Genomic DNA, 21,908 nt, shown 5'->3' with positions numbered 1-21,908 from the left:
CCGGACCGGCGACCGGAGCGATCACTCGGCCGGTCATGGTAGTTTCGTGGGACGGAAGCAAGCGTTGTATGCTCTTCCGGTTGCCTGGAACCGTCCAGGCTCACCCCCTTGACCGGTCTGGTGCACGTGAGTGTTCTGGTGGCTGAGCGGGGTTTTCGAAAGTATCTGATCTGAAGTCTTGGAGTGACTCCTGTGGCTGCCAACTGCGACGTCTGCGGCAAGGGGCCGGGCTTCGGCAACAGCATCTCCCACTCTCACCGCCGTACCCCCCGTCGTTGGAACCCCAACATCCAGACGGTGCGCGCTGTGATTGGGCGGACGCCGAAGCGGCTCAACGTCTGCACCTCGTGCATCAAGGCCGGTAAGGTCTCGCGCTGACGCGCAGACCGGCATGCCGGTCCTCCAGTGAGCCGGTTCATCCTCGGATGAACCGGCTTCGCTGTTTCCGTGGCCGGGTACGCCGTTTTCCGGACTCACCAGTGGTGGGCGGACTCCTCCCAGGAGCCCGCCCACCACTGTTTTCCGGGCCGTCCGGCTTCGGCGCGCCACCCGGGCCCCTCCGGGCCGTCCGGCCTCCCGGCCGTTCAGCACCGGGAGCCGCTCAGCGCCGGCGCCAGGCGTGGTCGACCGGGCCGATGCCGGCGCCCAGCGCGAAGCCCCCGGCGATCGCGCCGGTGACGTACTCCTTGGCCGAGGCCACGGCCCGCGGCAGCGGCTCGCCCTTGGCCAGGCCGGCCGCGATCGCGCTGGCCAGGGTGCAGCCGGTGCCGTGGGTGTGCCGGTTGTCGTAGCGCGGCGCCCGGAACCAGTGCACCTCGTCCGGCCCGCCGTACAGCAGGTCGGCGGCCTCGCCCGGCAGGTGGCCGCCCTTGACCAGGGCCCAGCGCGGCCCGAGGTCGACCAGCGCCTTGGCGGCGTCCAGCATCCGCGACTCGTCCTCGACGGTCAGCCCGGTGAGCTGGGTCACCTCGTGCAGGTTGGGGGTGGCCAGGGTGGCGACCGGCAGCAGCTTCTCCCGGACGGTGGCGACGGCCTCGGCGACCAGCAGCGCGTCCCCGTGCTTGGAGACCCCGACCGGGTCGACCACCACCGGGGCGTCCACCCCGGCGAGCAGTTCGGCGACGGTCTCGACGAGTTCGACGGAGGCGAGCATGCCGGTCTTCACGGCCTGCACCCCGATGTCGTCCACCACGCTGCGGAACTGCGCCCGGACGGCTTCGGCGGGCAGTTCCCAGTAGCCCTGGACGCCGAGCGAGTTCTGCGCGGTGACGGCGGTGATCACGCTCATGCCGTGGACGCCGAGGGCGAGCATCGTCTTGAGGTCGGCCTGGATGCCGGCGCCGCCGCCGGAGTCGGAGCCGGCGACGGTGAGCACGCGGGGAGGTGCGGTGGAGGACATGGTCCCCAACCTACCCGCGGTGGTTCAGAGCACCGCCTCGGACTCCGCCCAGCGGTCCCGCGGGACCGTCTTCAGCCGGGTCACCGCGTCGCCGATCGGCAGCAGTTCGACGCCGGTCCGGCGCAGCGCCGTGAAGTGCCCGAACGCCCCCTGGTGGACGGCCTCCACCGCGTGCCAGCCGAACCGGGTGGCGAGCACCCGGTCCCGGGCGGTCGGGGTGCCGCCGCGCTGGACGTGGCCGAGGATGACCGGGCGGGCCTCCTTGCCGAGCAGGTCCTCCAGCTCGTGGGCGAGCCGGTTGCCGATCCCGCCGAAGGTCCGGTGGCCGTACTGGTCGACCTCGCCGTGGTCGAAGCGCATGGTGCCGGGCACCGGGCAGGCGCCCTCGGCGACGGCGATGATGGCGAACTTCTTTCCGCGCGCGAAGCGGTCCTCGATTATCCGGGCCACCGCCTCGATGTCGAAGGGCTTCTCCGGGATCAGGATGCCGTGCGCACCGCCCGCCATGCCCGCGGTGAGGGTGATCCAGCCGGTGTGCCGCCCCATCAACTCGACCACCATGACGCGCTGGTGGGACTCGGCGGTGGTCTTCAGCCGGTCGATCGCCTCGGTCGCGACGTGCACCGCGGTGTCGAAGCCGAAGGTCACGTCGGTGGCGTCGATGTCGTTGTCGATGGTCTTCGGCACCCCGACCACGGGCAGTCCGGCGTCGCTGAACAGCTTGGCGGCGGTCAGCGTCCCCTCGCCGCCGATCGCGATCAGCGCGTCGATGCCGACCTCCCGGGCCAGCTGCTTGGCGTTCTCCACCGCCCAGGCGATCCGGTCCCGCCGCACCCTGGCCGAGCCCAGGACGGTGCCGCCGAGGGTGAGCAGGCCGGTGACGTCGTCGTGGGTGACCGTCCTGGCGCGGCCCTCGATCAGCCCGAGGAAGCCGTCCAGGATGCCGACGATCTCGTCCCCGTGGACGTCGGTGCCCCGGTGCACCACCGAGCGGATCACCGCGTTGAGGCCGGGGCAGTCGCCGCCGCTGGTCAGTACACCGATGCGCATGTCTGGTGTGCTCCCGCTCGCAGGGGGTTCGGACCACCCGCGTCGGACGGGCGGGCCGGGATGCCGCAAAGCCTACGCACAACGACCGCGCGAAGCCCGTCCCCCGCACGCACCGGAGCGTCACGCGCCGCCCACCGTACGGGGATCGGTGCGGGCCGCGCGCTACTCGGCGAAGTGGTCCCAGCCGCCGACCCGGTCCCAGGGCGCGCCGTCGACCGTCACCCGGCCGCTGCGGCTGCCCGTCGGGCGGCCGGTCACCTCGCCCACCACCCGCCAGCGGGCGGGGAGTTGGACCCCGCGCGGGAAGGTGGCCACGATCGCGTGGTCCTCGCCGCCGGAGAGCACCCAGACCAGCGGGTCCACCCCGACCGCCTGGCCGATGTCGGCCATCTGCGCCGGGACGTCGAAGTCGGCGGCCCTGAGGTCGATGTCCACCTCGCTGGCCCGGGCCACGTGGCCGAGGTCGGCGACCAGCCCGTCGCTCACGTCGATCATCGAGGTCGCGCCCAACTCGGCCGCCGCCGGGCCCGCGTGGTACGGCGGTTCGGGGCGGCGGTGCGCCTCGACGAAGGCGCGCGGGGAACGGAAACCGCGCTGGAGCACGGTCAGGCCGGCGGCCGACCAGCCGAGCCAGCCGGTCACCGCGACCACGTCGCCGACCTGCGCGCCGGAGCGTGTCACCGCCGCACGCCCCTGGAGGTCGCCGAGCGCCGTGATGGCGAGCGTGACGGTGTCGCCGCGCACGACGTCGCCGCCGACCACCGTCGCCCCGGCCACCTGGCACTCGTCGCGCAGCCCGTCCATCAACTCGGTGGCCCAGGTGGTCGGCAGGTCCGCGGGGGCGACCAGGCCGAGCAGTATGGCGGTCGGCACCGCCCCCATCGCGGCCACGTCGGCGAGGTTCTGGGCGGCGGCCTTGCGGCCCACGTCGTAGGCGGTGGACCAGTCCCGGCGGAAGTGCCGGTTCTCGATCAGGACGTCCGTGGTCGCCACCACCCGGCCGTCCGGGGCCCGCACCACCGCGGCGTCGTCACCCGGGCCGAGGTCGACCGCGTCGGTGAGCGGTACCCGGGCGGTCAGCTCCCTGATGAGGCCGAACTCGCCGAGCTCGCCCACGGTCCCCTGCATCTGCCGTCCTCTCGCGTTTCCATCCGGTTCGCCCCCGTCGCGCTCCCCCGCGCGCAGCGTACGCCCTTCCCGGGCCCCGGGGTCTCCCCTCCCCGGCCCGCTGCGCGGTAGCGTGGTGATCAGACTGCCGGTGAGCCCGTCCCACCCAATGCGCCTGACCGGGCGATCACGGCGGCGATCCCCCTAACCGCCCGCCGGGAGGTCCCCGTGGTACAGGCATACATCCTGATCCAGACCGAGGTCGGGAAGGCCACCGCCGTGGCCCGGACCATCTCCGAGATCCCCGGCGTGCTCTCCGCCGAGGACGTCACCGGACCCTACGACGTGATCGTCAAGGCCGAGGCCGAGACGGTGGACGAGCTGGGCCGCATGGTGGTGGCCCGGGTCCAGAAGGTCGAGGGCATCACCCGCACCCTCACCTGCCCCGTGGTCCACCTCTGAGCCGGCGCACCGGCAGGTCCCCGGCCCCCGGGCCCCGGTTACCATCGGCGGGTGGCCAGAGAACTGCGCGTCCCCAAGGCGCTGACCGCCCTGCCGGCCCCGGTCCGCTGGCTGGCCCTGCCCGTCGCGCTGACCTGCACGGTCGTGGTGCTGCTCGGCAGCTGGGGCCCGGCCGACCCGGAGGTGGAGGTCCCGCAGCCGAGCGGCCGGGCGGCCGGGTACTGCCGGTCGCTCGCCGCCGCGCTGCCCGCCGAGCTGCTCGGGCACGCCCGCCGGGACCCGTCGCCCGCCTCGCCGTACGTGGCCGCCTGGGGCGGTTCGCCCCGGACGGTGCTGCGCTGCGGCATCGACCGGCCGGAGGAGCTGGACGGCGACCACGCCGCGGACTGGTCCCCGAGCGTCGACGACGTCACCTGGTGGTCGCAGCAGCTCGCCGACGGCGGCTACCGCTTCGTGACGACCATGCGCGCCGCCTACGTCGAGGTGACCGTCCCGGCCGGGGCCGCGCGGAACCCCTTCGACCCGGCGGCCGCCCTGAGCGGCGTGGTCAAGGCCAACGTCCCGGGCTGAACCGGGTGTCGGCCGCCGGCTGACGGGACGTACCGAGGGCGGGCCGGGAGCTTCCCGGCCCGCCCTCCGCCGCGGACGCGGTCAGCGCAGTCCGGTCGAGCGCCGCAGCGCCGTGCCGAGCAGCCGGTCGATCAGCTCCGGGTACGAGACGCCGCTGGCCTCCCACATCTTCGGGTAGGCCGAGATCGGGGTGAAGCCGGGCATGGTGTTGATCTCGTTGATCATCCAGGTGCCGTCCTCCAGCAGGAAGAAGTCCACCCGGGCCAGGCCCTCGCAGCCGAGCGCCTCGAAGGCCTCGACCGCCTGGCGCTGGATCTCGGCGAGCTCCCCGGCGGTCAGGTCCGCCGGGATCCTCACGTCCGAGGAGTCGATGTACTTGGCCTCGAAGTCGTAGAAGTCGAAGCCCTCGCCGACCAGGATCTCGCCGGCCACGCTGGCCCGCGGGCCGTCCTCGAACTCCAGCACCCCGCACTCGATCTCGCGGCCGGTGACGCCCGCCTCGATGATCAGCTTGGGGTCGTGCCGGCGGGCCTCCTCGATCGCGGCGTCGAGGTCGGCCAGGTCCTTCACCTTGGTGATGCCGATGCTGGAGCCGGCCCGGCAGGGCTTCACGAACAGCGGCAGGCCCAGCTCGGCGGCCCGCTCGCGCACCGCCGCGCGGCCCGCCTCGGAGTCCCACTCGCGCGGCCGCACGATGGTGTACCGGCCGACGTCCAGACCGTGCGAGGCCAGGATCCGCTTGGCGAACTCCTTGTCCATGCCGGCCGCGCTGGCCAGCACGCCGTTGCCGACGTACGGGACGCCGGAGAGCTCCAGCAGGCCCTGGAGCGTGCCGTCCTCGCCCCACGGGCCGTGCAGCAGCGGGAACACCACGTCGACCTCGCCGAGCGCCTTGGGGGCGCTGCCCGGCTCGGTCAGGACCACCTCGCGGCTGCCCGGGCCGACCGGCAGCGCGACCTGGCCGTCGACGCCCTCGGCGACGTGCGCCACGTCCGGCAGCCTGCCGTCGGTGATGGCCATCCGGGCCGGCTCGTCGCTGGTCAGCGCCCAGCGGCCCTCGTGCGTGATGCCGATCGGCAGCACGTCGTACTTGTCGCGGTCGATCGCCCTGAGCACACTGCCCGCGGTGGAGACCGAGATCGCGTGCTCGGAGCTGCGCCCGCCGAAGACCAGCGCGACGCGCGGCTTCCGGTCAGGCCGGTTCGGGGAGGTCTGTTCGATGCTCATATCGGGTTTGAGACTACCGTGCGGGATGTTTCCGGAAAGTCAGCGGCGCCGGGGAACCGGGCGTGCGCCGACCCCGGCCCGCGACCGCCGGCCCGGACGGTGACCGGCCGGGCTCAGCGTCGCTCCGCCTTCGCCGAACGCGACATCAGCGCCCGCAGCACCTCCTGGGTCGGCCGACCGTTGTGCACCACGTCCACCACGGCCTCGACGATCGGCATGTCGACCCCGCTGCGCCGGGCCAGGTCGAGCACCGACTCGCAGGACTTGACGCCCTCGGCGGTCTGCCGGGTGGCCGCGACGGTCTCCGCCAGCGACATGCCCCGGCCCAGGTTCATGCCGAAGGTGTTGTTGCGCGACAGCGGCGAGGAGCAGGTGGCCACCAGGTCGCCCATCCCGGCGAGGCCCGCGAAGGTGTGCGGGTCCGCGCCCAGCACCTCGCCGAGCCGGGTGGTCTCGGCCAGCCCGCGGGTGATCAGGGTCGCCTTGGTGTTGTCGCCGAGCCCCATGCCGGCCGCCATGCCGACCGCCAGGCCGATCACGTTCTTGACCGCGCCGCCGAGTTCGCAGCCCACCACGTCGGTGTTGGTGTACGGCCGGAAGTACGGCGTGTGGCAGGCCGCCTGGAGGCGCTTGGCGACCGCCTCGTCCGAGCACGCGACCACGCTGGCCGCGGGCTGCCGGTTGGCGATCTCCTTGGCCAGGTTGGGCCCGCTGACCACCGCGACGCGCTCCGGACCGACCCCGGTGACCTCGTCGATCACCTCGCTCATCCGCTTGGCGGTGCCGAGTTCGATGCCCTTCATCAGGCTCACCAGCACGGTCTGCGGCTCGATCAGCGGCGTCCAGGCGGCCAGGTTGTCGCGCAGCGTCTGCGAGGGCACGACCAGCACCGCGAAGTCGGCGCCGGCCAGCGCCTCGGCGGCGTCGGTGGTGGCCCGCACGGTGTCGGGCAGCCGGACGCCGGGCAGGTAGTCCGGGTTCTCGTGGGTGGAGTTGACGGCGTCCACCAGCTCCTGGCGGCGGGCCCACAGCACGACCTCGCAGCCCGCGTCGGCGAGCACCATCGCGAACGCGGTGCCCCAGGAGCCGGTCCCCATCACGGCGCAGCGGGTCACTTGCCGGCCTCCTCGGTGCCCTTGCCCCGCTCGCCCTTGGCGCGCCGGCGCTCGGCCAGCGCGGCGGCGGCCCGCTCCCGGGCGGCCCTGCGCATGTCGTAGCGCTCGGCCGGCGGCTCCTCGCCCCGGACCTCGGCCAGCACGGCGGTGATCGCCGTCATGATGTCCTCGGTCGCGTCGGCGAGCACCTGGGCGGTGAGCTCCTGCCCCTGGTACTTGCTCAGGTCCACCGCGGGCCCGGCCGCGACGGTGACCCGGTGCCGCGGGAAGAGGTTGAACCTGCCCTTCCCGAAACCGGGCCGGCCGTACGGCGGGATGATCTCGTGGGCGCCCCAGTGCGCCACCGGGATGACCGGCGCACCGGTCATCAGCGCGACCCGGGCGACCCCGCTCTTGCCGGTCATCGGCCACAGGTCCGGGTCCCGGGTGAGCGTGCCCTCCGGGTAGAACTGCACGCACTGACCGCCGTTGACCGCGTCGATCGCGGCCCGGAACGCCTGCGCGGCGTCGGTGGACTCGCGGAACACCGGAATCTGGCCGGTCTTGCGCAGCATGAATCCGATGAAGGGGATCGAGAACAGCGAGGACTTGCCGAGAATCCGCGGCGGACGTCCGCTGTTGTACTGCCAGTGCGCGTAGATCACCGGATCGATGATCGAATTGTGGTTCACCGCGGCGATGAAGCCGCCGTCCTTCGGAATGTGCTCCCAGCCCCGCCAGTCGGGCTTCACCAGGGCGGTTGTCACCGGTTTCACCAGCACGGCCGCGAAGCGGTACCAGATGCCGTAGTCGGCGTTGCCGAACTTGGCGTACGAGCGGCGGGCCACCCCAGCTCCTTCTCATCCGACGCGGCACGGATTACCGCGGTCATGGCGTCCCGGTGCCGCGCACCGTTCCGACCGGTGCCCGGGCCGCGGGCGCGGAACAGTGTCGCCCGCCCGCTCACCGGCTGTCGAGCAACCGCGCCAACCCGCCCGGCGGGCGTGATCAAACGCACGTCCGCACAGCTCGGACGGCCTGGCGAGGGCTCCGGGACCGGCGTCACAATGACGCCGATGACCCAGGACACCGTACGCCCCAGCGGGCCCGTCGCGCCCCCCGCACCCACGGCCGGCTGGTCGCTGGTGCTTCCGCTCAAGCCGCTCGCCCTGGCCAAGAGCAGACTGGCCCCGTACGCCGGGGCGCACCGGGCCGACCTGGCCCTGTCCTTCGCCCTGGACACCGTCACCGCCGCCCTGGCGACCCCGGGCGTCGACCGGGTCCTGGTGGTCACCCGCGACGCCGCGGCCGGCGCCCGGCTGGCCGCGCTGGGCGCCCTGGTGGTCGCCGACGAGCCCGGCGGCGGCCTCAACCGGGCGCTGGCGCACGGCGCCGCGAGCGCCCTGGCCGTGGCTCCGCGCTCCCCGCTGGCGGCGCTCTCGGCGGACCTCCCGGCACTGCGCGCGGCCGAACTGGCCCGGGTGCTGGGCGCGGTGCCGCCGGGCGGCCGGGCCTTCCTGGCGGACTCCCCCGGCCTCGGCACCACCCTGCTCGCCTGCGCCCCCGGCCGCCCGCTCTCCCCCGCCTTCGGGGACGGCTCGCGGGCCCGGCACGCGGCCGGCGGGGCGCTCGAACTGCGCCTCGCGGACGTGGAGTCGGTGCGCCGGGACGTGGACACCGGGACGGACCTCGGCGAGGCCGCGGCGCTCGGCCTCGGCCCGCACACCAGCGCGCTGTTCGCCCGTCTGAGCCTGTCCTGAACCCGTCCTGAGCCCGTCCCGAGCGCCTTCCGAGCGCGTCCCGGGCGCGCCCGCGCCCGACCGCGACCTGATCCCCGGCCGGGACCGGCCCGCTCGCTATGCTGCTCGCATGCAGGCCACCGCGTTCACCTTCGACCCCGCCACCCGGGCCGGCTCCGTGCTGCTCGACGACGGGACCCCGGTGCCGTTCGACGCGGCCGCCTTCGACGCCGGCGGCCTGCGGCTGCTGCGCCCCGGCCAGCGGGTGCGGATCCGCACCGAGGGCGCCGGCGAGGCCCGCCGGGTGGTCTTCGTGACGCTGCAGACCTTCCCCGATCCCGCCGAGGGCTGACCGCCCCACCCGCGCGCCGCGGCCCGGCGAGCGCCGCCGCACGCCCTCGAATCCTGACTAAGCGCCCGGAAATCGAAAGAGCCGCGGCGACCGGTCTCCGTGGGTTCACGGGAGGGGGTGCCGCGGCTCTCAGCCGAAGGCCGTCCTGGGACGGTCGCGCGGGGACCTTACTTGGCAGAGGTCTTGCGCGCGGTGGTCTTGCGGGTGGCGGTCTTCTTCGCCGGCGCCGTCTTCTTGGCCGTGGCGGTCGCCTTCTTGGCGGTGGCCGTGGTCTTCTTGGCGGCGGCCGTGGTGGTCGCCTTCTTCGCCGCGGCGGTCTTCTTGGTCGCGGCGGCCTTGGTCGCGGTCGCCGTGGTCTTCTTGGCGGCGGTGGTCTTCGCGGGCGTGGTCTTCGCGGCGCTCTTCTTGGCGGTGGCCGTGGTCTTCTTGGCGGCGGCCGGGGTGGCGGTCGTCTTCTTGGCGGCGGCCGTGGTCGCCGTCTTCTTGGCGGCGGCCTTCTTGGTGGCCGGAGCGGCGGCGGCAGCGGCGGAGCGCTTGGTGGCGGCACGCTTGGCGGCCGGGGTGGCGGCGACGCCGCTCTTGCCCGGGGTGAGGGAGCCCTTGGGGGCCTTCTTCACCGAGGGGCCCTCCTTCGGCAGCTTCTTGCTGCCGCTGACCAGGTCCTTGAAGCCCTGGCCGGGACGGAAGCGCGGGACCGAGGTCTTCTTGACCTTGACCCGCTCGCCGGTCTGCGGGTTGCGGGCGAAGCGCGCGGAGCGCTCCACCTTCTCGAAGGTGCCGAACCCGGTGACCGAAACCCGGTCACCGGCCACAACGGCACGGACCATGGTGTCGAGCACTGCGTCGACGGCCTCTGCGGCAGCCTTGCGACCGCCCAGCTGCTCGGCCACCGCTTCGACAAGCTGAGCCTTGTTCACGTCTTCCCCTTCGGAAACGGGCGCCGGATGATTCCATCCGTTCTTTTCGCACGTTAGGTATGTATCTGCGGACTTTCAATTACCAAACGCGCGAATCACCCTAGTGTCGCAATGGATTTGCGCGTCGGCGACCTCAGTCGAGCGGCGGGGGCCGCTCGTCGAGGTCATGTACAAAGCGACTCAACCGCCTTGCCGCCTCCGGAAGATCGCGCTTGGCGGCCTCGGTGACGATGAGGAGTTGACGGGTGAGAGCGGTCTTTGCATCGGCAGACACGTTCAGCGCATGCACGCGGTCGTGAGCTTGCTTCAACCGCTCGGCCACGAGCGCGTAGAGCGCTGCGACTTCCTGGTCGTCCGGCCCCTCAGCTGGCGCGGAGGTGACGTCCGGCCGGTCGTCAATTCGGCGTTCGGATGGCCGGCCCATGGAGTCCTCAGCCGCGGGTTCGCCGCCCGCGTACGGAGGTTCATGGTGCCGGTGCATGTACTGATTGTGCCATCTACCCGCAGTTGTACTTGCGCGGGGCCCTCTTCCGCAAAGCCAAATGGGCAATCCGGGGCGGCCCCCGGCGCTAACTCGTGCTCCGGAACGACGGATGGCCCGGCCCCCCCGAGGGGGGCGCGGGCCATCCGGCGGATCGTCAGAATGCTTGTTCTGAAGGGAACTCAGGGGACCGGCAGAGTACGGGGCTTGAACGCCGGACGGGTCGCCTCGAAGGCCGCGATGTCGGCCTCGTTCCGCAGCGTGATGCTGATGTCGTCCAGGCCGTTGAGCAGCCGCCACCGGACGTTGTCGTCCAGTTCGAAGGCCGCCGTGACGCCCTCGGCACGCACTTCGCGCGCCTCCAGGTCGACGGTGATCTCGGCCGAGGGGTCACTCTCAGTGAGCGCCCAGAGCCGCTCGACGGTCTCCTGCGGCAGGACGACCGTCAGCAGGCCGTTCTTCAGCGAGTTGCCCCGGAAGATGTCGGCGAAGCGGGACGAGATGACCGCGTGGAAGCCGTAGTTCTGGAGCGCCCAGACGGCGTGCTCCCGGGAGGAGCCGGTGCCGAACTCGGGGCCGGCCACCAGGACCGTGGCGCCCTGCCGCTCGGGCCGGTTGAGGATGAACGACTCGTCCTTGCGCCAGGCCTCGAACAGGCCGCCCTCGAAACCGGATCGGGTGACCTTCTTGAGCCAGTGGGCGGGGATGATCTGGTCGGTGTCCACGTTGCTGCGGCGCAGCGGGACGGCCCGGCCGGTGTGGGTGGTGAACTTCTCCATGGCTCAGGCCTCCACGGCAGCGACGTCGGCGGTCAGGTCGGCGGGGGCCGCGAGCCGGCCCAGGACGGCGGTCGCGGCGGCGACCTGCGGGGAGACCAGGTGGGTGCGGCCGCCCTTGCCCTGCCGGCCCTCGAAGTTGCGGTTCGAGGTGGAGGCGCAGCGCTCCCCGGGGGCGAGCTGGTCGGGGTTCATGCCCAGGCACATCGAGCATCCCGCGTGGCGCCACTCGGCGCCGGCCGCGGTGAACACCTTGTCCAGGCCCTCCTCGACGGCCTGGAGGGCGACCCGGACGGACCCGGGGACCACCAGCATCCGTACGCCGTCGGCGATCCGGCGGCCCTCCACGACGGCCGCGGCGGCCCGCAGGTCCTCGATCCGGCCGTTGGTGCAGGAGCCGACGAAGACCGCGTCGACCTTCACCTCGCGCAGCGGGGTGCCGGCCTCCAGGCCCATGTACGCCAGGGCGTTCTCGGCGGCCAGGCGCTCCTGCGGGTCGGCGAAGGAGGCCGGGTCCGGCACGTTCGCGCCCAGCGGGGCGCCCTGGCCGGGGTTGGTGCCCCAGGTGACGAACGGGGTCAGCTCGTTCGCGTCGATGAAGATCTCGTGGTCGAAGACCGCGTCCTCGTCGGTGCCCAGGGTCTTCCAGTACGCGACGGCGGCGTCCCAGTCCTCGCCCTTCGGGGCGTGCGGGCGGCCCTCCAGGTAGGCGAAGGTGGTCTCGTCCGGGGCGATCATGCCGGCCCGGGCGCCGGCCTCGATCGACATGTTGCAGACGGTCATCCGGGCCTCCATGGACAGGCCCCGGATCGCCGAACCGCGGTACTCCAGGACGTAGCCCTGGCCGCCGCCGGTGCCGATCTTCGCGATGACGGCCAGGATCAGGTCCTTGGCGGTGACGCCCTCGGGCAGTTCGCCCTCGACGGTGACCGCCATCGTCCGGAACGGCGCCAGCGGCAGGGTCTGGGTGGCCAGCACGTGCTCGACCTGGCTGGTGCCGATGCCGAACGCCAGCGCGCCGAAGGCGCCGTGGGTGGAGGTGTGGGAGTCACCGCAGACCACGGTCATGCCGGGCTGGGTCAGGCCGAGCTGGGGGCCGACGACGTGCACGACGCCCTGCTCGACGTCGCCGAGCGAGTGGATCCGGACGCCGAACTCGGCGGCGTTCCTGCGCAGGGTCTCCAGCTGCACCTTGGAGACCGGGTCGGCGATCGGCTTGTCGATGTCCAGGGTGGGGGTGTTGTGGTCCTCGGTGGCGATCGTCAGGTCGGTGCGACGGACCTTGCGGCCGGCCAGCCGCAGCCCGTCGAAGGCCTGCGGGCTGGTGACCTCGTGGAGCAGGTGCAGGTCGATGAAGAGGAGGTCGGGTTCGCCCTCCGCGCGCCGCACGACGTGGTCGTCCCAGACCTTCTCTGCGAGTGTCCGTCCCATCGGATTCCCTCCAGCCGGCCGCGTTGCCGGCCTTCTCGTGTGTCGAGGTCAAAGCGTGTGCGCCGCCCTGAGACTCCCGGGCCGCTCCCGTCCAGGGTGGCGCTTTTCGCCGGAGATTGAACTTGTGTCTCGCGGAGTGAGATCTCGGTCTTAGCGCATGGACAGCGCGGAGGGCGTGCCCGAGCGGTGCCCCGGCCCCCGGCCGGCCGCCCCGCGGCACGCCCCGGGAACGCCGAAAGGGCCCCACCCGTGACCGGGTGGGGCCCTTTCGAGGGCCTTCGACGCAAAACGAAAAAGGCCCCGGAACCGGGGCCTTTCCAATTTCTGGCTGGGGTACCAGGACTCGAACCTAGACTAAGTGAACCAGAATCACTCGTGCTGCCAATTACACCATACCCCAACACAAAGCAAGGGCCGATGGGCGAGCCCATCGGCTTCCTGCTCTGAAGTACCCCCGACCGGATTCGAACCGGCGCTACTGCCGTGAGAGGGCAGCGTGCTAGGCCGCTACACAACGGGGGCTTCCTGGCGATCCCTTGCGGGATCAGTACCCCCGACCGGATTCGAACCGGCGCTACTGCCGTGAGAGGGCAGCGTGCTAGGCCGCTACACAACGGGGGCTTTCCAGGTGATCCCTTGCGGGATCAGTACCCCCGACCGGATTCGAACCGGCGCTACTGCCGTGAGAGGGCAGCGTGCTAGGCCGCTACACAACGGGGGCTTGATCTTCTTTTGTGTGCCGTACTGACGTACTGCGCTGGGGTACCAGGACTCGAACCTAGACTAAATGAACCAGAATCACTCGTGCTGCCAATTACACCATACCCCACCAGAGTTGAGCCCCTGCGGGCCCTTCTCAGGCGTTGCGCCTCTCGGTCGGTCCCTTCCGAGGGGCTCTCGCTCCCTCGTCCGTTCCCTCCCGGGCGGCGCAGAAAGAACATTACCCGACGTCGGCCCTGGCTCCAAAATCGATAACCCCAGGCAGCGGCCGGGAGGCCCGGCGATGACCTCCGGGTACGCCGCGGGCCCGGCACGAAGCCGGGCCCGCGGCCTGCTCGGCGACCCGCTCAGGCGGCCGGCAGGGCGTCCAGGGCGGCGCGCAGCCTGCGCAGCGTCTCAGGGCGTCCCAGCAGCTCCATGGACTCGAACAGCGGCGGGGAGACCCGGCGGCCGGTGACGGCCACCCGCAGCGGCGTGAAGGCGAACTTGGGCTTGATGCCCAGCCCCTCCACCAGCGCCGCGCGCAGCGCCGCCTGGATCGGCTCCGGGGTGAAGTCCGCGAGCTCCTCCAGCGCCTTGACGCTGGCCTCCAGCACCGGGCGGGCGTCCGCGGTGAGCACCTTGGCCGCGTCGTCCGGGTCCAGGGCGAACTTCTCCGGCGCCACGAACAGGAAGCCGGCCATGTTCACGATCTCGCTCAGCACGACCATCCGCTCCTGGGTGAGCGGCGCCACCTTGGCGAGCAGGTCCAGCTGCTCGGCGGTGGGCTCGGCCGGCAGCAGCTCGGCGCCCTGGAGGAACGGCACCAGGCGGCGGACGAAGTCCTCCGGGGCGAGCCGGCGGACGTGCTCGGCGTTGATCGCCTCGCACTTCTTCAGGTCGAAGCGGGCCGGGTTGGCGTTCACCTTGGTGACGTCGAACGCGGCGACCATCTCGTCCATGTCGAACAGGTCGCGGTCCTCGGCCAGCGACCAGCCCAGCAGGGACAGGTAGTTGAGCAGGCCCTCGCGGATGAAGCCGCGCTCGCGGTACAGGTTCAGCGAGGACTGCGGGTCGCGCTTGGAGAGCTTCTTGTTGCCCTCCCCCATCACGTACGGCAGGTGGCCGAAGCGCGGGGTGGTGCCGTTGCCGACGCCGATCTCGGCGAGCGCCGCGTACAGCGCGATCTGCCGCGGGGTGGAGGACAGCAGGTCCTCGCCGCGCAGCACGTGGGTGATGCCCATCAGGGCGTCGTCCACCGGGTTGACCAGGGTGTACAGCGGGGCGCCGTTGGCCCGGACGATGCCGTAGTCCGGCACGTTCTCCGGCTCGAAGGTCAGCGTGCCGCGGACCAGGTCGTCGAAGCTGATGGTCCTGTCGGGCATCCGGAAGCGCAGGATCGGCTCGCGCTTCTCCAGCTTGAAGACCGCCAGCTGCTCCTCCGTCAGCTCACGGCAGTGGCCGTCGTAGCCGGAGGGCTTGCCGGCCGCGCGGGCGGCCTCGCGGCGGGCGTCCAGCTCCTCGGTGGAGCAGTAGCAGTGGTAGGCGTGGCCGGCCTCGTGGAGGCGGCGGGCGACATCGGCGTAGATGTCCATCCGCTGCGACTGGCGGTACGGCGCGTGCGGCCCGCCGACCTCCGGGCCCTCGTCCCAGTCCAGGCCGAGCCAGCTCATGGCCTCGAGCAGCTGGTCGTACGACTCCTCGGAGTCGCGGGCGGAGTCGGTGTCCTCGATCCGGAAGACCAGCGTGCCGCCGTTGTGGCGGGCGTAGGCCCAGTTGAAGAGGGCCGTACGGACCATCCCCACGTGGGGGTTGCCGGTCGGGGAGGGACAGAAGCGAACCCGGACGGCCGGGTCAGTGTTAGCCACGCTTGATCACCTTGTTGGTGAGAGTGCCGATGCCTTCGATGGAGACGGCGACCTCGTCGCCGACGTTGAGGGGGCCCACCCCTGCGGGCGTGCCGGTGAGGATGACGTCGCCGGGCAGCAGCGTCATGGCCTCGGAGACGTGGACGATCAGCTCGGCGACCGAGCGGATCATCAGGGAGGTGCGGCCGGTCTGGCGGAGTTCGCCGTTGACCGTGCAGGTGATCGCGAGGTCGCCCGGGTCGAGGTCGGTCTCGATCCACGGGCCCAGCGGGCAGGCCGTGTCGAAGCCCTTGGCCCGGGCCCACTGGCCCTCGCGCTGCTGGACGTCCCGGGCGGTGACGTCGTTGGCGCAGGTGTAGCCGAGGATCACCTCGGGCACCCGGTCCAGCGGCACCTCGCGGCACATCCGGCCGATCACCACGGCGAGTTCCGCCTCGTGGTGGACGTCCGAGGAGAACGGCGGGTAGGCGATGCTCTCGGTCGGGCCGATCACCGAGGTGGACGGCTTGAAGAAGGTGAGCGGGACGTCCGGGACGTCGTTGCCCAGCTCCGCCGCGTGCGCCGCGTAGTTGCGGCCGACCGCCACGATCTTGTTCGGGAGCATCGGGCTGAGCAGCCGGACGTCCTGGAAGCGGTAGCTCTCACCGGTGGGCTGGGGCTGGCCGAACGGGTGGCCGGCCAGCGCGTGGACGACCAGCGAGTCGGGCTGGGAAGGGTCGCCCTCCACCACGCCGAAGGAGACGCTGCCGGCGGCAGGGCTCCCTTCCCGGACGGAAAACCTGGCAATGCGCACGGCTGGGCTACCCCTCGCTTCGTCGGCCGCCCGGGGCGCGCCCGGGCGCTGGTCGGGCGCGCCGCCCGTGGTGGGCGCGGCCCCGTCAATCTTTGGGCTCCAGGCTATCGCGTGGGGCCCCGGCTGACCGCTTTGCCCCTGTTCAGGACGGTTGGAGATGGAAACGCCGAGGGCGCCGCCGTCACCGGTGTGACGGCGGCGCCCTCGGCGGAAAGCGGCGGGGAGGCGTCAGTCCCGCACGACGACGACCGGGGCCACCATCAGCTGGGTGCGGCGCGGGTTGGCGGTGGCGGCCGGCAGCTCGGTGCCGTAGGTCACGACGTCCTCGGGCTTGCGGGCGCCCGGGATCTTGCTGAAGTCCTCGACCGAGGCCAGCGTCGTCCGGCGCGGGTTCGCCGTGGGGCGGCAGGACAGCGTGGACTTGGTGGCGTTCTTCGCCTGGGACATCGAGAGCACCTCGTGTTCATGGGCCGGGCCGATCACGGCGGATCGGCACCGGCCTGATGGATTCCGATTGATTCGGAGGGGTTCTGGGCAGGCTGATCGGGGCCGTGCTCCGGAGACAGCCAGGTTACGAGATCTCATTCCACAGAGACCGTGACCAAAGCTACACATTAGACTGTGATTTTGCTCACAAAATGCAGAGCAAAGCGCAGATATCCGACATTTCGCCGCATCGGGATTTTCCGACATTCCACCAATAAGGGGCATTCCGGAAGGTCTGTGACTCTTCCCGACCCCGGGCCTGCTTGGCATGTCTCCGGCGAGTGTCCGAAAAGGGCGGTATTCCGGTCCGGTTACCGCACAGTCCGTAAGATCGCGCAAGCGGTCGGTAGCGTCGGGCGCCTGGTTCCTGCGGCCCTTGTTGGGATTCCCTGGCTGTGCTGGAATGCGACGGACCGTGGGTAGGGAGTGGTCCACCCCGGTGCCCGCTCTCCCGGACCGGCCGGGGTGCGGATGGAAACTCGACACCGTCCAGGCCGTGGCGACGCGGCGGGACGCCCGGTCCAGAGGTTGCGACGCCAGTGCAGGGACGTTTCAAAAGGGGTAGCGGCGCCGCGGGAAACCCGGAGTCGCGTGAGCCTGTGGCAGCCCCTCAACAGGCGGCGGCCCCCGGCGGCCCGGCCGAGCCGGTGACGCCCGAGGGCCCCGGACGCCCGGAGGAGGACGGCCAGGAGCGCAAGACCGCCCGGGACAAACTCCGGACGTCCCTGACCCGGCGCCGCGCCACCGGTCTGAACCGGCTCGCGATGCGCAACTGGCGCATCCGCACCCGTCTGATCGCGCTGCTCGCCCTCCCCGTGCTGGTCTCGCTGGTCCTCGGTGGCCTGCGCATCCAGAGCTCGATGGAGAACTCGCAGCAACTCGCCCAGATGGCCAACCTGTCCGACCTGGCCAAGAAGGCGACCAACCTCGCGGACGCGCTGCAGACCGAGCGCGACATCAGCGCCGGCCCGATCACCCACGAGCCGACCGCCCCGCTGGACGACGACATCGTCGCGGCCCGCAAGTCCACCGACGACCTGAGCCGCACCTTCACCGCGTCCTCCGACAAGTTCGAGAACCTCGAACTGTCCGGCGGAAAGGCGCTGTTGCTCCAGATCCGCAAGGACCTGAACTCGATCGCGGACACCCGCAGCCTGCCGTACCAGAACAACCAGAACATCCAGTCGACGATCACCGCCTACGACGTGATCATCCGCGACCTGCTGTCCATCACCCAGGACATCGCGCTCGCGTCGAACAACAAGGACCTGGTCGTCTCCACCCGCGCGCTCCAGCAGTTCTCGCTGGCGAAGAACGCGACCTCGCAGCAGCGGGCCCTGATCAGCGCCGCGCTCGCCAACCCGAAGACCCCCGACCTCAGCCCCAGCGACGAGTCCTTCGGTATCCGTCTGCGCAGCTCGTACGACAACGCGATCGCGAGCTTCAACAACATCTACACCGCGCACGACCTGGACAACCTGCGCAGCCAGCTGAGCTACAACTCGGTGGTCGCCGACGCCGACCGCTACGCCTCCACGATCCTCACCCAGAGCGGCATCCGGCAGACCGAGGCGGTCAGCTACAAGGACTGGTTCGAGAAGGCCAGCGCCAAGATCACCGCCGAGCGCCGGATCGAGTCCAAGCTCATCGAGAACCTGGACGGCAAGGCCCAGGACCTCCAGTCCCAGGCCGACGCCGACGCCCTGATCATCGGTGTCGCGGTCGCCCTGGTGCTGCTCGTCGCCCTCGGTGGCGCCGGTCTGATCGCCCGCTCGATGGTGCGCTCGCTGACCCGCCTCCAGGCCGCGGCCGAGGACGTCGCCGAGCGTCGCCTGCCCGAGCTGGTCAAGACCCTCTCCGAGGCCGACCCGCACGACGTCGACACCACGGTGGAGCCGGTCGCCGTCGACTCCACCGACGAGATCGGCCACGTGGCCCACGCGTTCGACATGGTGCACAGCGAGGCCGTCCGCCTCGCCGCCGAGCAGGCCCTCCTGCGCGGCAACATCAACGCGATGTTCACCAACCTCTCGCGCCGCAGCCAGGGCCTCATCCAGCGCCAGCTGTCGCTCATCTCCGAGTTGGAGAGCCGCGAGGCGGACCCGGACCAGCTGGCCAACCTCTTCAAGCTGGACCACCTCGCGACCCGCATGCGCCGCAACGGCGAGAACCTCCTCGTCCTCGCCGGTGAGGACCCGGGCCGCCGCTGGACCCGTCCCGTCCCGCTGGTCGACGTGCTCCGCGCCGCCGCCTCCGAGGTGGAGCAGTACGAGCGCATCGAGCTCGCCGCCGTGCCGTCGGCCGAGGTCGCCGGCCGCGTCGTCAACGACCTCGTCCACCTGCTCGCCGAGCTGCTGGAGAACGCCACCTCGTTCTCCAGCCCGCAGACCCGCGTCCGGGTCACCGGCCACGCGCTGCCGGACGGCCGCGTGCTGGTCGAGATCCACGACACCGGCATCGGCCTGAGCCCCGACGACCTCGCCGAGATCAACGAGCGCCTCGCCAACCCGCCGACGGTGGACGTCTCCGTCTCCCGCCGCATGGGCCTCTTCGTGGTCGGCCGCCTGTCGCTGCGCCACGGCATCCGGATCCAGCTGCGCCCCAGCGACTCCGGCGGCACCACCGCGCTGGTCATGCTCCCGGTGGACGTCACCAACTCCGGCGACCGCCGCGGCTCCGGCTCCGGCCGGGCCGGTGCCGCCCAGGGCAAGCAGCAGCGCGGGGTCGCCCCGACGCCGCGCCAGCAGCGCCAGATGCCGCCCGGCCGTCAGGGCGCTCCGGCCGCGCTGGGCCAGGGCCCGGCGGCCGGCGGTGCCCCGCAGGGCGGCCGTCCGCAGCTCGGCCAGGGCGGTCCGGCCGCTCCGACCGGTCCGCAGGCCAGTCCGCAGGCCGGTCCCGGTGGGCAGGCCGGTCCGGGTGCGCCCGGCGGCGGTCTGCCGACCCGCCAGGTCGGCAAGTCGCTGCGGGACAACCCCGTCGTCCCGCAGGGCGGTGGTCAGCAGGGCCAGGGCCGCAAGCCCGCTCAGCCGCAGCAGCAGCCGGCCCCGCAGGCGCAGCAGCCCCAGCAGCAGGTTCCGCAGCAGGCCCAGCAGGGCGGTCTGCCGCAGCGCGCCCCGGGCCGCCAGGGCCCGCCGCAGAGCGGCCCGAACGGCCTGCCCCGCCGCGACCGTCAGCAGCAGCCCGGCCAGCCCGGCCAGCCCCAGGCCGGTCAGCCCCAGCCCGGCCAGCCCCAGGCCGGTCAGCCCCAGCCGGGCCGCCCCGGCCAGGAGCGGCCGCGTCCCGCCGGCGGGTTCGACGGCGGTCCGGCCGCCCGGACCGGCGAGCACCCGCAGCACGGCCGCCCCGGCGGTCCCGGCGCTCCGCAGCAGGGCGCCCGCCCGGGCAACCGTCCGCAGGACGGCCTGCCGCAGCGCCGTCCGGCCCCGCAGGGCCCCGGCGCCCCCGGCCGCCCCGCCGCCCAGGGCCCGCGCGGTCCGCAGCGCCCCGGCCCGGACGCCCCGCAGCGCGACCGCCAGCCCCAGCCGCTGCCGCCGCAGGCCCAGCAGCAGCCCCAGCCCCTGCCGTCGGCCGAGCCGGCGCCGGTGGAGAGCACCCAGCAGTTCGCCCGCCCGCGCTTCGAGGCCAGCCAGATCGACCCGCGCGACCCGCTGGGCCTCGGCCTGGTCGAGCCGGTGCTGCCGAACGTGCCGAACCCGCCGCGGCCGGAGCCGGTGCGTCAGGAACAGGCCCCGCAGCAGCGGCAGCCGCTGCCGCACCAGGAGCCGATGGCGCTGCCGACCGGCCCGTCCGAGGCCGGCGCTCCGCAGGGCGGCGGCGAGCAGCCGTGGTACCCGCAGGCCGACGGCCAGCAGCAGGCGCGGCCGCGGTCGTACCAGCCGCGCCGCCCGGGCACCTCCGCGCCGGAGTTCCAGCAGCCGGCCCAGGAGCAGTTCGCCCCCCAGCAGCAGCCGCAGCAGGCTCCGCAGCAGCAGCAGGCCCCCCAGCAGCCGCAGGGGCACCAGCAGCAGCCGCAGCAGCACGGCCAGCCGCAGCCCGGCGACGCGCCGTGGCGTCCGTCCGCGAACGACGAGCGCTGGCGCCGGGCCGAGCAGGTCCGCGAGCCCTCGACCAGCGGGGTCACCATGTCGGGCCTGCCCCGGCGGACCCCGCAGGCCAACCTGGTCTCCGGCACCGCCGAGGCCTCGCCGCTGACCGGTCCGCAGGTCTCCCGGGCCCCCGAGGAGGTCCGCGGCCGGCTGACCAACCTGCGCCGCGGCATCCAGCAGGGCCGGCGCGCCGGGGCCGAGCAGGCCGCCAACCAGCCGGGCTTCCAGCATGGTGCCCAGCAGCCCGGATTCGATAGTTTCGGTGGCCGGAGCGACGGCAACGGCGCAGATCACCAGGAGCGTTGAGTTGAACCAGATGAGCCAGGCCGCACAGAACCTGAACTGGCTGGTCACCAACTTCGTGGACAACACCCCCGGGGTGTCCCACACCGTGGTGGTCTCCGCGGACGGCCTCCTGCTGTGCATGTCCGAGGGCTTCCCCCGGGACCGTGCCGACCAGCTCGCCGCCGTCGCCTCCGGCCTCACCTCGCTGACCAACGGGGCGAGCCGGATCTTCGAGGGCGGCGAGGTCAACCAGACCGTCGTCGAGATGGAGCGGGGCTTCCTGTTCCTGATGGCCGTCAGCGACGGCTCGGCGCTCGCCGTCCTGGCCGCGCCGGACTCCGACATCGGTCTGGTGGGTTACGAGATGGCGTTGCTCGTCGACCGCGCCGGCGCCGTCCTCACCCCCGCTCTCCGCGCGGAACTCCAGGGCAGTCTCCTGCACTGAGCCGGGCCCCGAGCGGATCCGCCCACCCGTCCCACCTGCCTCGCCGGGTCCGACCCGACCGGACCCGGCGCGACCCCCTCAGCTACCCTCAGGCAGCTGATCCCGCCTCAGCTGGCACCGCCCCAGCTGGAACCGGCTGCTCAAGGCTGCAGCACTAGGAGGACCCATGACCCCGCCCTCGACACCCGCCGGCTCGTACGGCAACGGGTACGGCAGCGGCTACGGCGGGCAGCAGTCCGACGGCTACGAGCAGCAGCCGCTGGTCCGCCCGTACGCGATGACCGGCGGCCGGACCCGGCCGCGCTACCAGCTCGCCATCGAGGCCCTGATCTCCACCACCGGCTCGGCCGACCGGACCAGCGGGCTGCTGCCCGAGCACGCCCGGATCGTCGGCCTCTGCCGCGAGGTCAAGTCCATCGCGGAGATCTCCGCACTGGCCGGCGTGCCGCTCGGTGTCGCCCGCATCCTCGTCGCCGACCTTGCCGAGGCCGGTCTCGTCGCCATCCACCAGCCCGCCGCCGCGGGCGAGTCGGGCGGAACGCCCGATGTCACGCTGCTCGAAAGGGTCCTCAGTGGACTTCGCAAGCTCTAACGCGGCCGCCCCCACCCGCGCCACCACCTCCGCGAAGATCGTCGTCGCGG

The 21,908-nt window shown here is 72.4% G+C and carries 21 protein-coding genes and 5 tRNA genes; 8 read left to right on the top strand and 18 right to left on the bottom strand.

The genetic code is table 11. The features are described 5' to 3' along the window. Positions 1–192: 192 nt before the first annotated feature. Entirely contained in the window at positions 193–378 is a 186-nt protein-coding gene (gene rpmB, locus ACFY0X_RS30340; protein WP_014138233.1) for a 50S ribosomal protein L28, read from the top strand. Between the two features lie 223 nt (positions 379–601). Here the strand turns inward: rpmB and thiD are convergent, their stop codons facing one another. From thiD to ACFY0X_RS30325, 3 genes are all read right to left on the bottom strand, one after another. Then, on the bottom strand, positions 602–1,399 hold the full coding sequence (gene thiD / locus ACFY0X_RS30335; RefSeq protein WP_387759328.1) for a bifunctional hydroxymethylpyrimidine kinase/phosphomethylpyrimidine kinase: 798 nt from the start codon (positions 1,397–1,399) through the stop codon (positions 602–604). Positions 1,400–1,423: 24 nt separating this feature from the next. Beyond that, positions 1,424–2,449: an ATP-dependent 6-phosphofructokinase gene (locus tag ACFY0X_RS30330; protein ID WP_387759326.1), complete on the bottom strand. Its 1,026-nt coding sequence runs from the start codon at positions 2,447–2,449 to the stop codon at positions 1,424–1,426. Positions 2,450–2,611: 162 nt separating this feature from the next. After that, a complete protein-coding gene (locus ACFY0X_RS30325; protein ID WP_387759324.1) occupies positions 2,612–3,577 on the bottom strand; it encodes a thiamine-phosphate kinase in 966 nt (321 codons plus the stop codon). A 207-nt stretch (positions 3,578–3,784) separates the two neighbouring features. Here ACFY0X_RS30325 and ACFY0X_RS30320 point away from each other — a divergent pair, with 207 nt between their 5' ends. Both ACFY0X_RS30320 and ACFY0X_RS30315 read left to right on the top strand, forming a co-directional pair. Then, positions 3,785–4,018, top strand: a complete 234-nt coding sequence (locus ACFY0X_RS30320) for an Lrp/AsnC family transcriptional regulator (RefSeq protein WP_387759322.1) — start codon at positions 3,785–3,787, stop codon at positions 4,016–4,018. 51 nt (positions 4,019–4,069) lie between these two features. After that, positions 4,070–4,588 carry a DUF3515 family protein gene (locus tag ACFY0X_RS30315; protein ID WP_387759320.1) on the top strand — a complete coding sequence of 173 codons (519 nt, stop codon included), beginning with the start codon at positions 4,070–4,072 and terminating at the stop codon, positions 4,586–4,588. 81 nt (positions 4,589–4,669) lie between these two features. Here ACFY0X_RS30315 and ACFY0X_RS30310 read toward each other — a convergent pair whose 3' ends face one another. The 3 genes from ACFY0X_RS30310 to ACFY0X_RS30300 all read right to left on the bottom strand — a co-directional run bounded on the left by ACFY0X_RS30310 (position 4,670) and on the right by ACFY0X_RS30300 (position 7,757). Continuing rightward, positions 4,670–5,815 (bottom strand): D-alanine--D-alanine ligase family protein, encoded by a 1,146-nt coding sequence (locus ACFY0X_RS30310; protein ID WP_387759318.1) that lies wholly within the window; start codon positions 5,813–5,815, stop codon positions 4,670–4,672. A 113-nt stretch (positions 5,816–5,928) separates the two neighbouring features. Next, positions 5,929–6,930, bottom strand: a complete 1,002-nt coding sequence (locus ACFY0X_RS30305; RefSeq protein WP_387759317.1) for an NAD(P)H-dependent glycerol-3-phosphate dehydrogenase — start codon at positions 6,928–6,930, stop codon at positions 5,929–5,931. Then, a complete protein-coding gene (locus ACFY0X_RS30300) occupies positions 6,927–7,757 on the bottom strand; it encodes a lysophospholipid acyltransferase family protein (RefSeq protein ID WP_387759315.1) in 831 nt (276 codons plus the stop codon). Before ACFY0X_RS30300 ends, ACFY0X_RS30305 begins: the two co-directional genes overlap by 4 nt. Before the next feature lie 228 nt (positions 7,758–7,985). Between ACFY0X_RS30300 and cofC the strand changes: the two genes are divergently transcribed. Both cofC and ACFY0X_RS30290 read left to right on the top strand, forming a co-directional pair. Continuing rightward, the gene (gene cofC, locus ACFY0X_RS30295; protein WP_387759313.1) at positions 7,986–8,669 is read left to right on the top strand and encodes a 2-phospho-L-lactate guanylyltransferase; all 684 of its coding nucleotides are present in this window, start codon (positions 7,986–7,988) and stop codon (positions 8,667–8,669) included. 109 nt (positions 8,670–8,778) lie between these two features. Beyond that, positions 8,779–9,000 carry a hypothetical protein gene (locus ACFY0X_RS30290; RefSeq protein ID WP_189923473.1) on the top strand — a complete coding sequence of 74 codons (222 nt, stop codon included), beginning with the start codon at positions 8,779–8,781 and terminating at the stop codon, positions 8,998–9,000. A 167-nt stretch (positions 9,001–9,167) separates the two neighbouring features. On the opposite strand, the gene ACFY0X_RS30285 is transcribed toward ACFY0X_RS30290, so the two are convergent. The 12 genes from ACFY0X_RS30285 to ACFY0X_RS30230 form a co-directional block, all read right to left on the bottom strand. Continuing rightward, on the bottom strand, positions 9,168–9,917 hold the full coding sequence (locus tag ACFY0X_RS30285; RefSeq protein WP_387759311.1) for an HU family DNA-binding protein: 750 nt from the start codon (positions 9,915–9,917) through the stop codon (positions 9,168–9,170). 133 nt (positions 9,918–10,050) lie between these two features. Continuing rightward, on the bottom strand, positions 10,051–10,398 hold the full coding sequence (locus ACFY0X_RS30280) for a hypothetical protein (protein WP_387759310.1): 348 nt from the start codon (positions 10,396–10,398) through the stop codon (positions 10,051–10,053). 182 nt (positions 10,399–10,580) lie between these two features. Next, positions 10,581–11,177, bottom strand: coding sequence for a 3-isopropylmalate dehydratase small subunit (gene leuD / locus ACFY0X_RS30275; RefSeq protein ID WP_387759309.1), 597 nt, complete (start codon positions 11,175–11,177; stop codon positions 10,581–10,583). 3 nt (positions 11,178–11,180) lie between these two features. After that, the gene (leuC, locus tag ACFY0X_RS30270; protein ID WP_387759308.1) at positions 11,181–12,605 is read right to left on the bottom strand and encodes a 3-isopropylmalate dehydratase large subunit; all 1,425 of its coding nucleotides are present in this window, start codon (positions 12,603–12,605) and stop codon (positions 11,181–11,183) included. Between the two features lie 325 nt (positions 12,606–12,930). Continuing rightward, a tRNA-Gln gene (locus ACFY0X_RS30265) sits at positions 12,931–13,005 on the bottom strand. Positions 13,006–13,054: 49 nt separating this feature from the next. Next, positions 13,055–13,127, bottom strand: a tRNA-Glu gene (locus ACFY0X_RS30260). A 26-nt stretch (positions 13,128–13,153) separates the two neighbouring features. After that, a tRNA-Glu gene (locus tag ACFY0X_RS30255) sits at positions 13,154–13,226 on the bottom strand. 27 nt (positions 13,227–13,253) lie between these two features. Beyond that, positions 13,254–13,326, bottom strand: a tRNA-Glu gene (locus ACFY0X_RS30250). A 36-nt stretch (positions 13,327–13,362) separates the two neighbouring features. Next, positions 13,363–13,434, bottom strand: a tRNA-Gln gene (locus tag ACFY0X_RS30245). 238 nt (positions 13,435–13,672) lie between these two features. After that, complete coding sequence (gene gltX, locus ACFY0X_RS30240; protein WP_387759431.1) at positions 13,673–15,103, bottom strand: glutamate--tRNA ligase; 1,431 nt, start codon at positions 15,101–15,103, stop codon at positions 13,673–13,675. A gap of 61 nt (positions 15,104–15,164) precedes the next feature. After that, positions 15,165–15,965 (bottom strand): fumarylacetoacetate hydrolase family protein, encoded by an 801-nt coding sequence (locus tag ACFY0X_RS30235; protein ID WP_387759307.1) that lies wholly within the window; start codon positions 15,963–15,965, stop codon positions 15,165–15,167. 228 nt (positions 15,966–16,193) lie between these two features. Further along, the gene (locus ACFY0X_RS30230) at positions 16,194–16,412 is read right to left on the bottom strand and encodes a hypothetical protein (RefSeq protein ID WP_360349040.1); all 219 of its coding nucleotides are present in this window, start codon (positions 16,410–16,412) and stop codon (positions 16,194–16,196) included. A gap of 638 nt (positions 16,413–17,050) precedes the next feature. Here ACFY0X_RS30230 and ACFY0X_RS30225 point away from each other — a divergent pair. From ACFY0X_RS30225 to ACFY0X_RS30215, 3 genes are all read left to right on the top strand, one after another. Then, positions 17,051–20,842, top strand: a complete 3,792-nt coding sequence (locus tag ACFY0X_RS30225) for a nitrate- and nitrite sensing domain-containing protein (protein WP_387759305.1) — start codon at positions 17,051–17,053, stop codon at positions 20,840–20,842. Between the two features lie 10 nt (positions 20,843–20,852). After that, complete coding sequence (locus tag ACFY0X_RS30220) at positions 20,853–21,266, top strand: roadblock/LC7 domain-containing protein (RefSeq protein ID WP_387759430.1); 414 nt, start codon at positions 20,853–20,855, stop codon at positions 21,264–21,266. A 166-nt stretch (positions 21,267–21,432) separates the two neighbouring features. Continuing rightward, entirely contained in the window at positions 21,433–21,858 is a 426-nt protein-coding gene (locus ACFY0X_RS30215; protein WP_387759303.1) for a DUF742 domain-containing protein, read from the top strand. Positions 21,859–21,908 lie beyond the last annotated feature (50 nt).

Source organism: Kitasatospora sp. NPDC001547, assembly GCF_042894165.1.
GTDB lineage: Bacteria > Actinomycetota > Actinomycetes > Streptomycetales > Streptomycetaceae > Kitasatospora.
The sequence above is the reverse complement of the archived record's forward strand: the minus strand, read 5'-3'. Positions and strand labels throughout refer to the sequence as shown.

What these genes read in the sequence shown, in the direction of transcription:
- ACFY0X_RS30230 (WP_360349040.1), bottom strand. Translation starts at nt 16,412, where the DNA reads ATGTCCCAGGCGAAGAACGCCACCAAGTCCACGCTGTCCTGCCGCCCC.
- ACFY0X_RS30220 (WP_387759430.1), top strand. Translation starts at nt 20,853, where the DNA reads ATGAGCCAGGCCGCACAGAACCTGAACTGGCTGGTCACCAACTTCGTG.
- ACFY0X_RS30330 (WP_387759326.1), bottom strand. Translation starts at nt 2,449, where the DNA reads ATGCGCATCGGTGTACTGACCAGCGGCGGCGACTGCCCCGGCCTCAAC.
- ACFY0X_RS30325 (WP_387759324.1), bottom strand. Translation starts at nt 3,577, where the DNA reads ATGCAGGGGACCGTGGGCGAGCTCGGCGAGTTCGGCCTCATCAGGGAG.
- gltX (WP_387759431.1), bottom strand. Translation starts at nt 15,103, where the DNA reads ATGGTCCGTACGGCCCTCTTCAACTGGGCCTACGCCCGCCACAACGGC.
- ACFY0X_RS30310 (WP_387759318.1), bottom strand. Translation starts at nt 5,815, where the DNA reads ATGAGCATCGAACAGACCTCCCCGAACCGGCCTGACCGGAAGCCGCGC.
- ACFY0X_RS30290 (WP_189923473.1), top strand. Translation starts at nt 8,779, where the DNA reads ATGCAGGCCACCGCGTTCACCTTCGACCCCGCCACCCGGGCCGGCTCC.
- thiD (WP_387759328.1), bottom strand. Translation starts at nt 1,399, where the DNA reads ATGTCCTCCACCGCACCTCCCCGCGTGCTCACCGTCGCCGGCTCCGAC.
- ACFY0X_RS30215 (WP_387759303.1), top strand. Translation starts at nt 21,433, where the DNA reads ATGACCCCGCCCTCGACACCCGCCGGCTCGTACGGCAACGGGTACGGC.
- ACFY0X_RS30280 (WP_387759310.1), bottom strand. Translation starts at nt 10,398, where the DNA reads ATGCACCGGCACCATGAACCTCCGTACGCGGGCGGCGAACCCGCGGCT.
- cofC (WP_387759313.1), top strand. Translation starts at nt 7,986, where the DNA reads ATGACCCAGGACACCGTACGCCCCAGCGGGCCCGTCGCGCCCCCCGCA.
- leuD (WP_387759309.1), bottom strand. Translation starts at nt 11,177, where the DNA reads ATGGAGAAGTTCACCACCCACACCGGCCGGGCCGTCCCGCTGCGCCGC.
- leuC (WP_387759308.1), bottom strand. Translation starts at nt 12,605, where the DNA reads ATGGGACGGACACTCGCAGAGAAGGTCTGGGACGACCACGTCGTGCGG.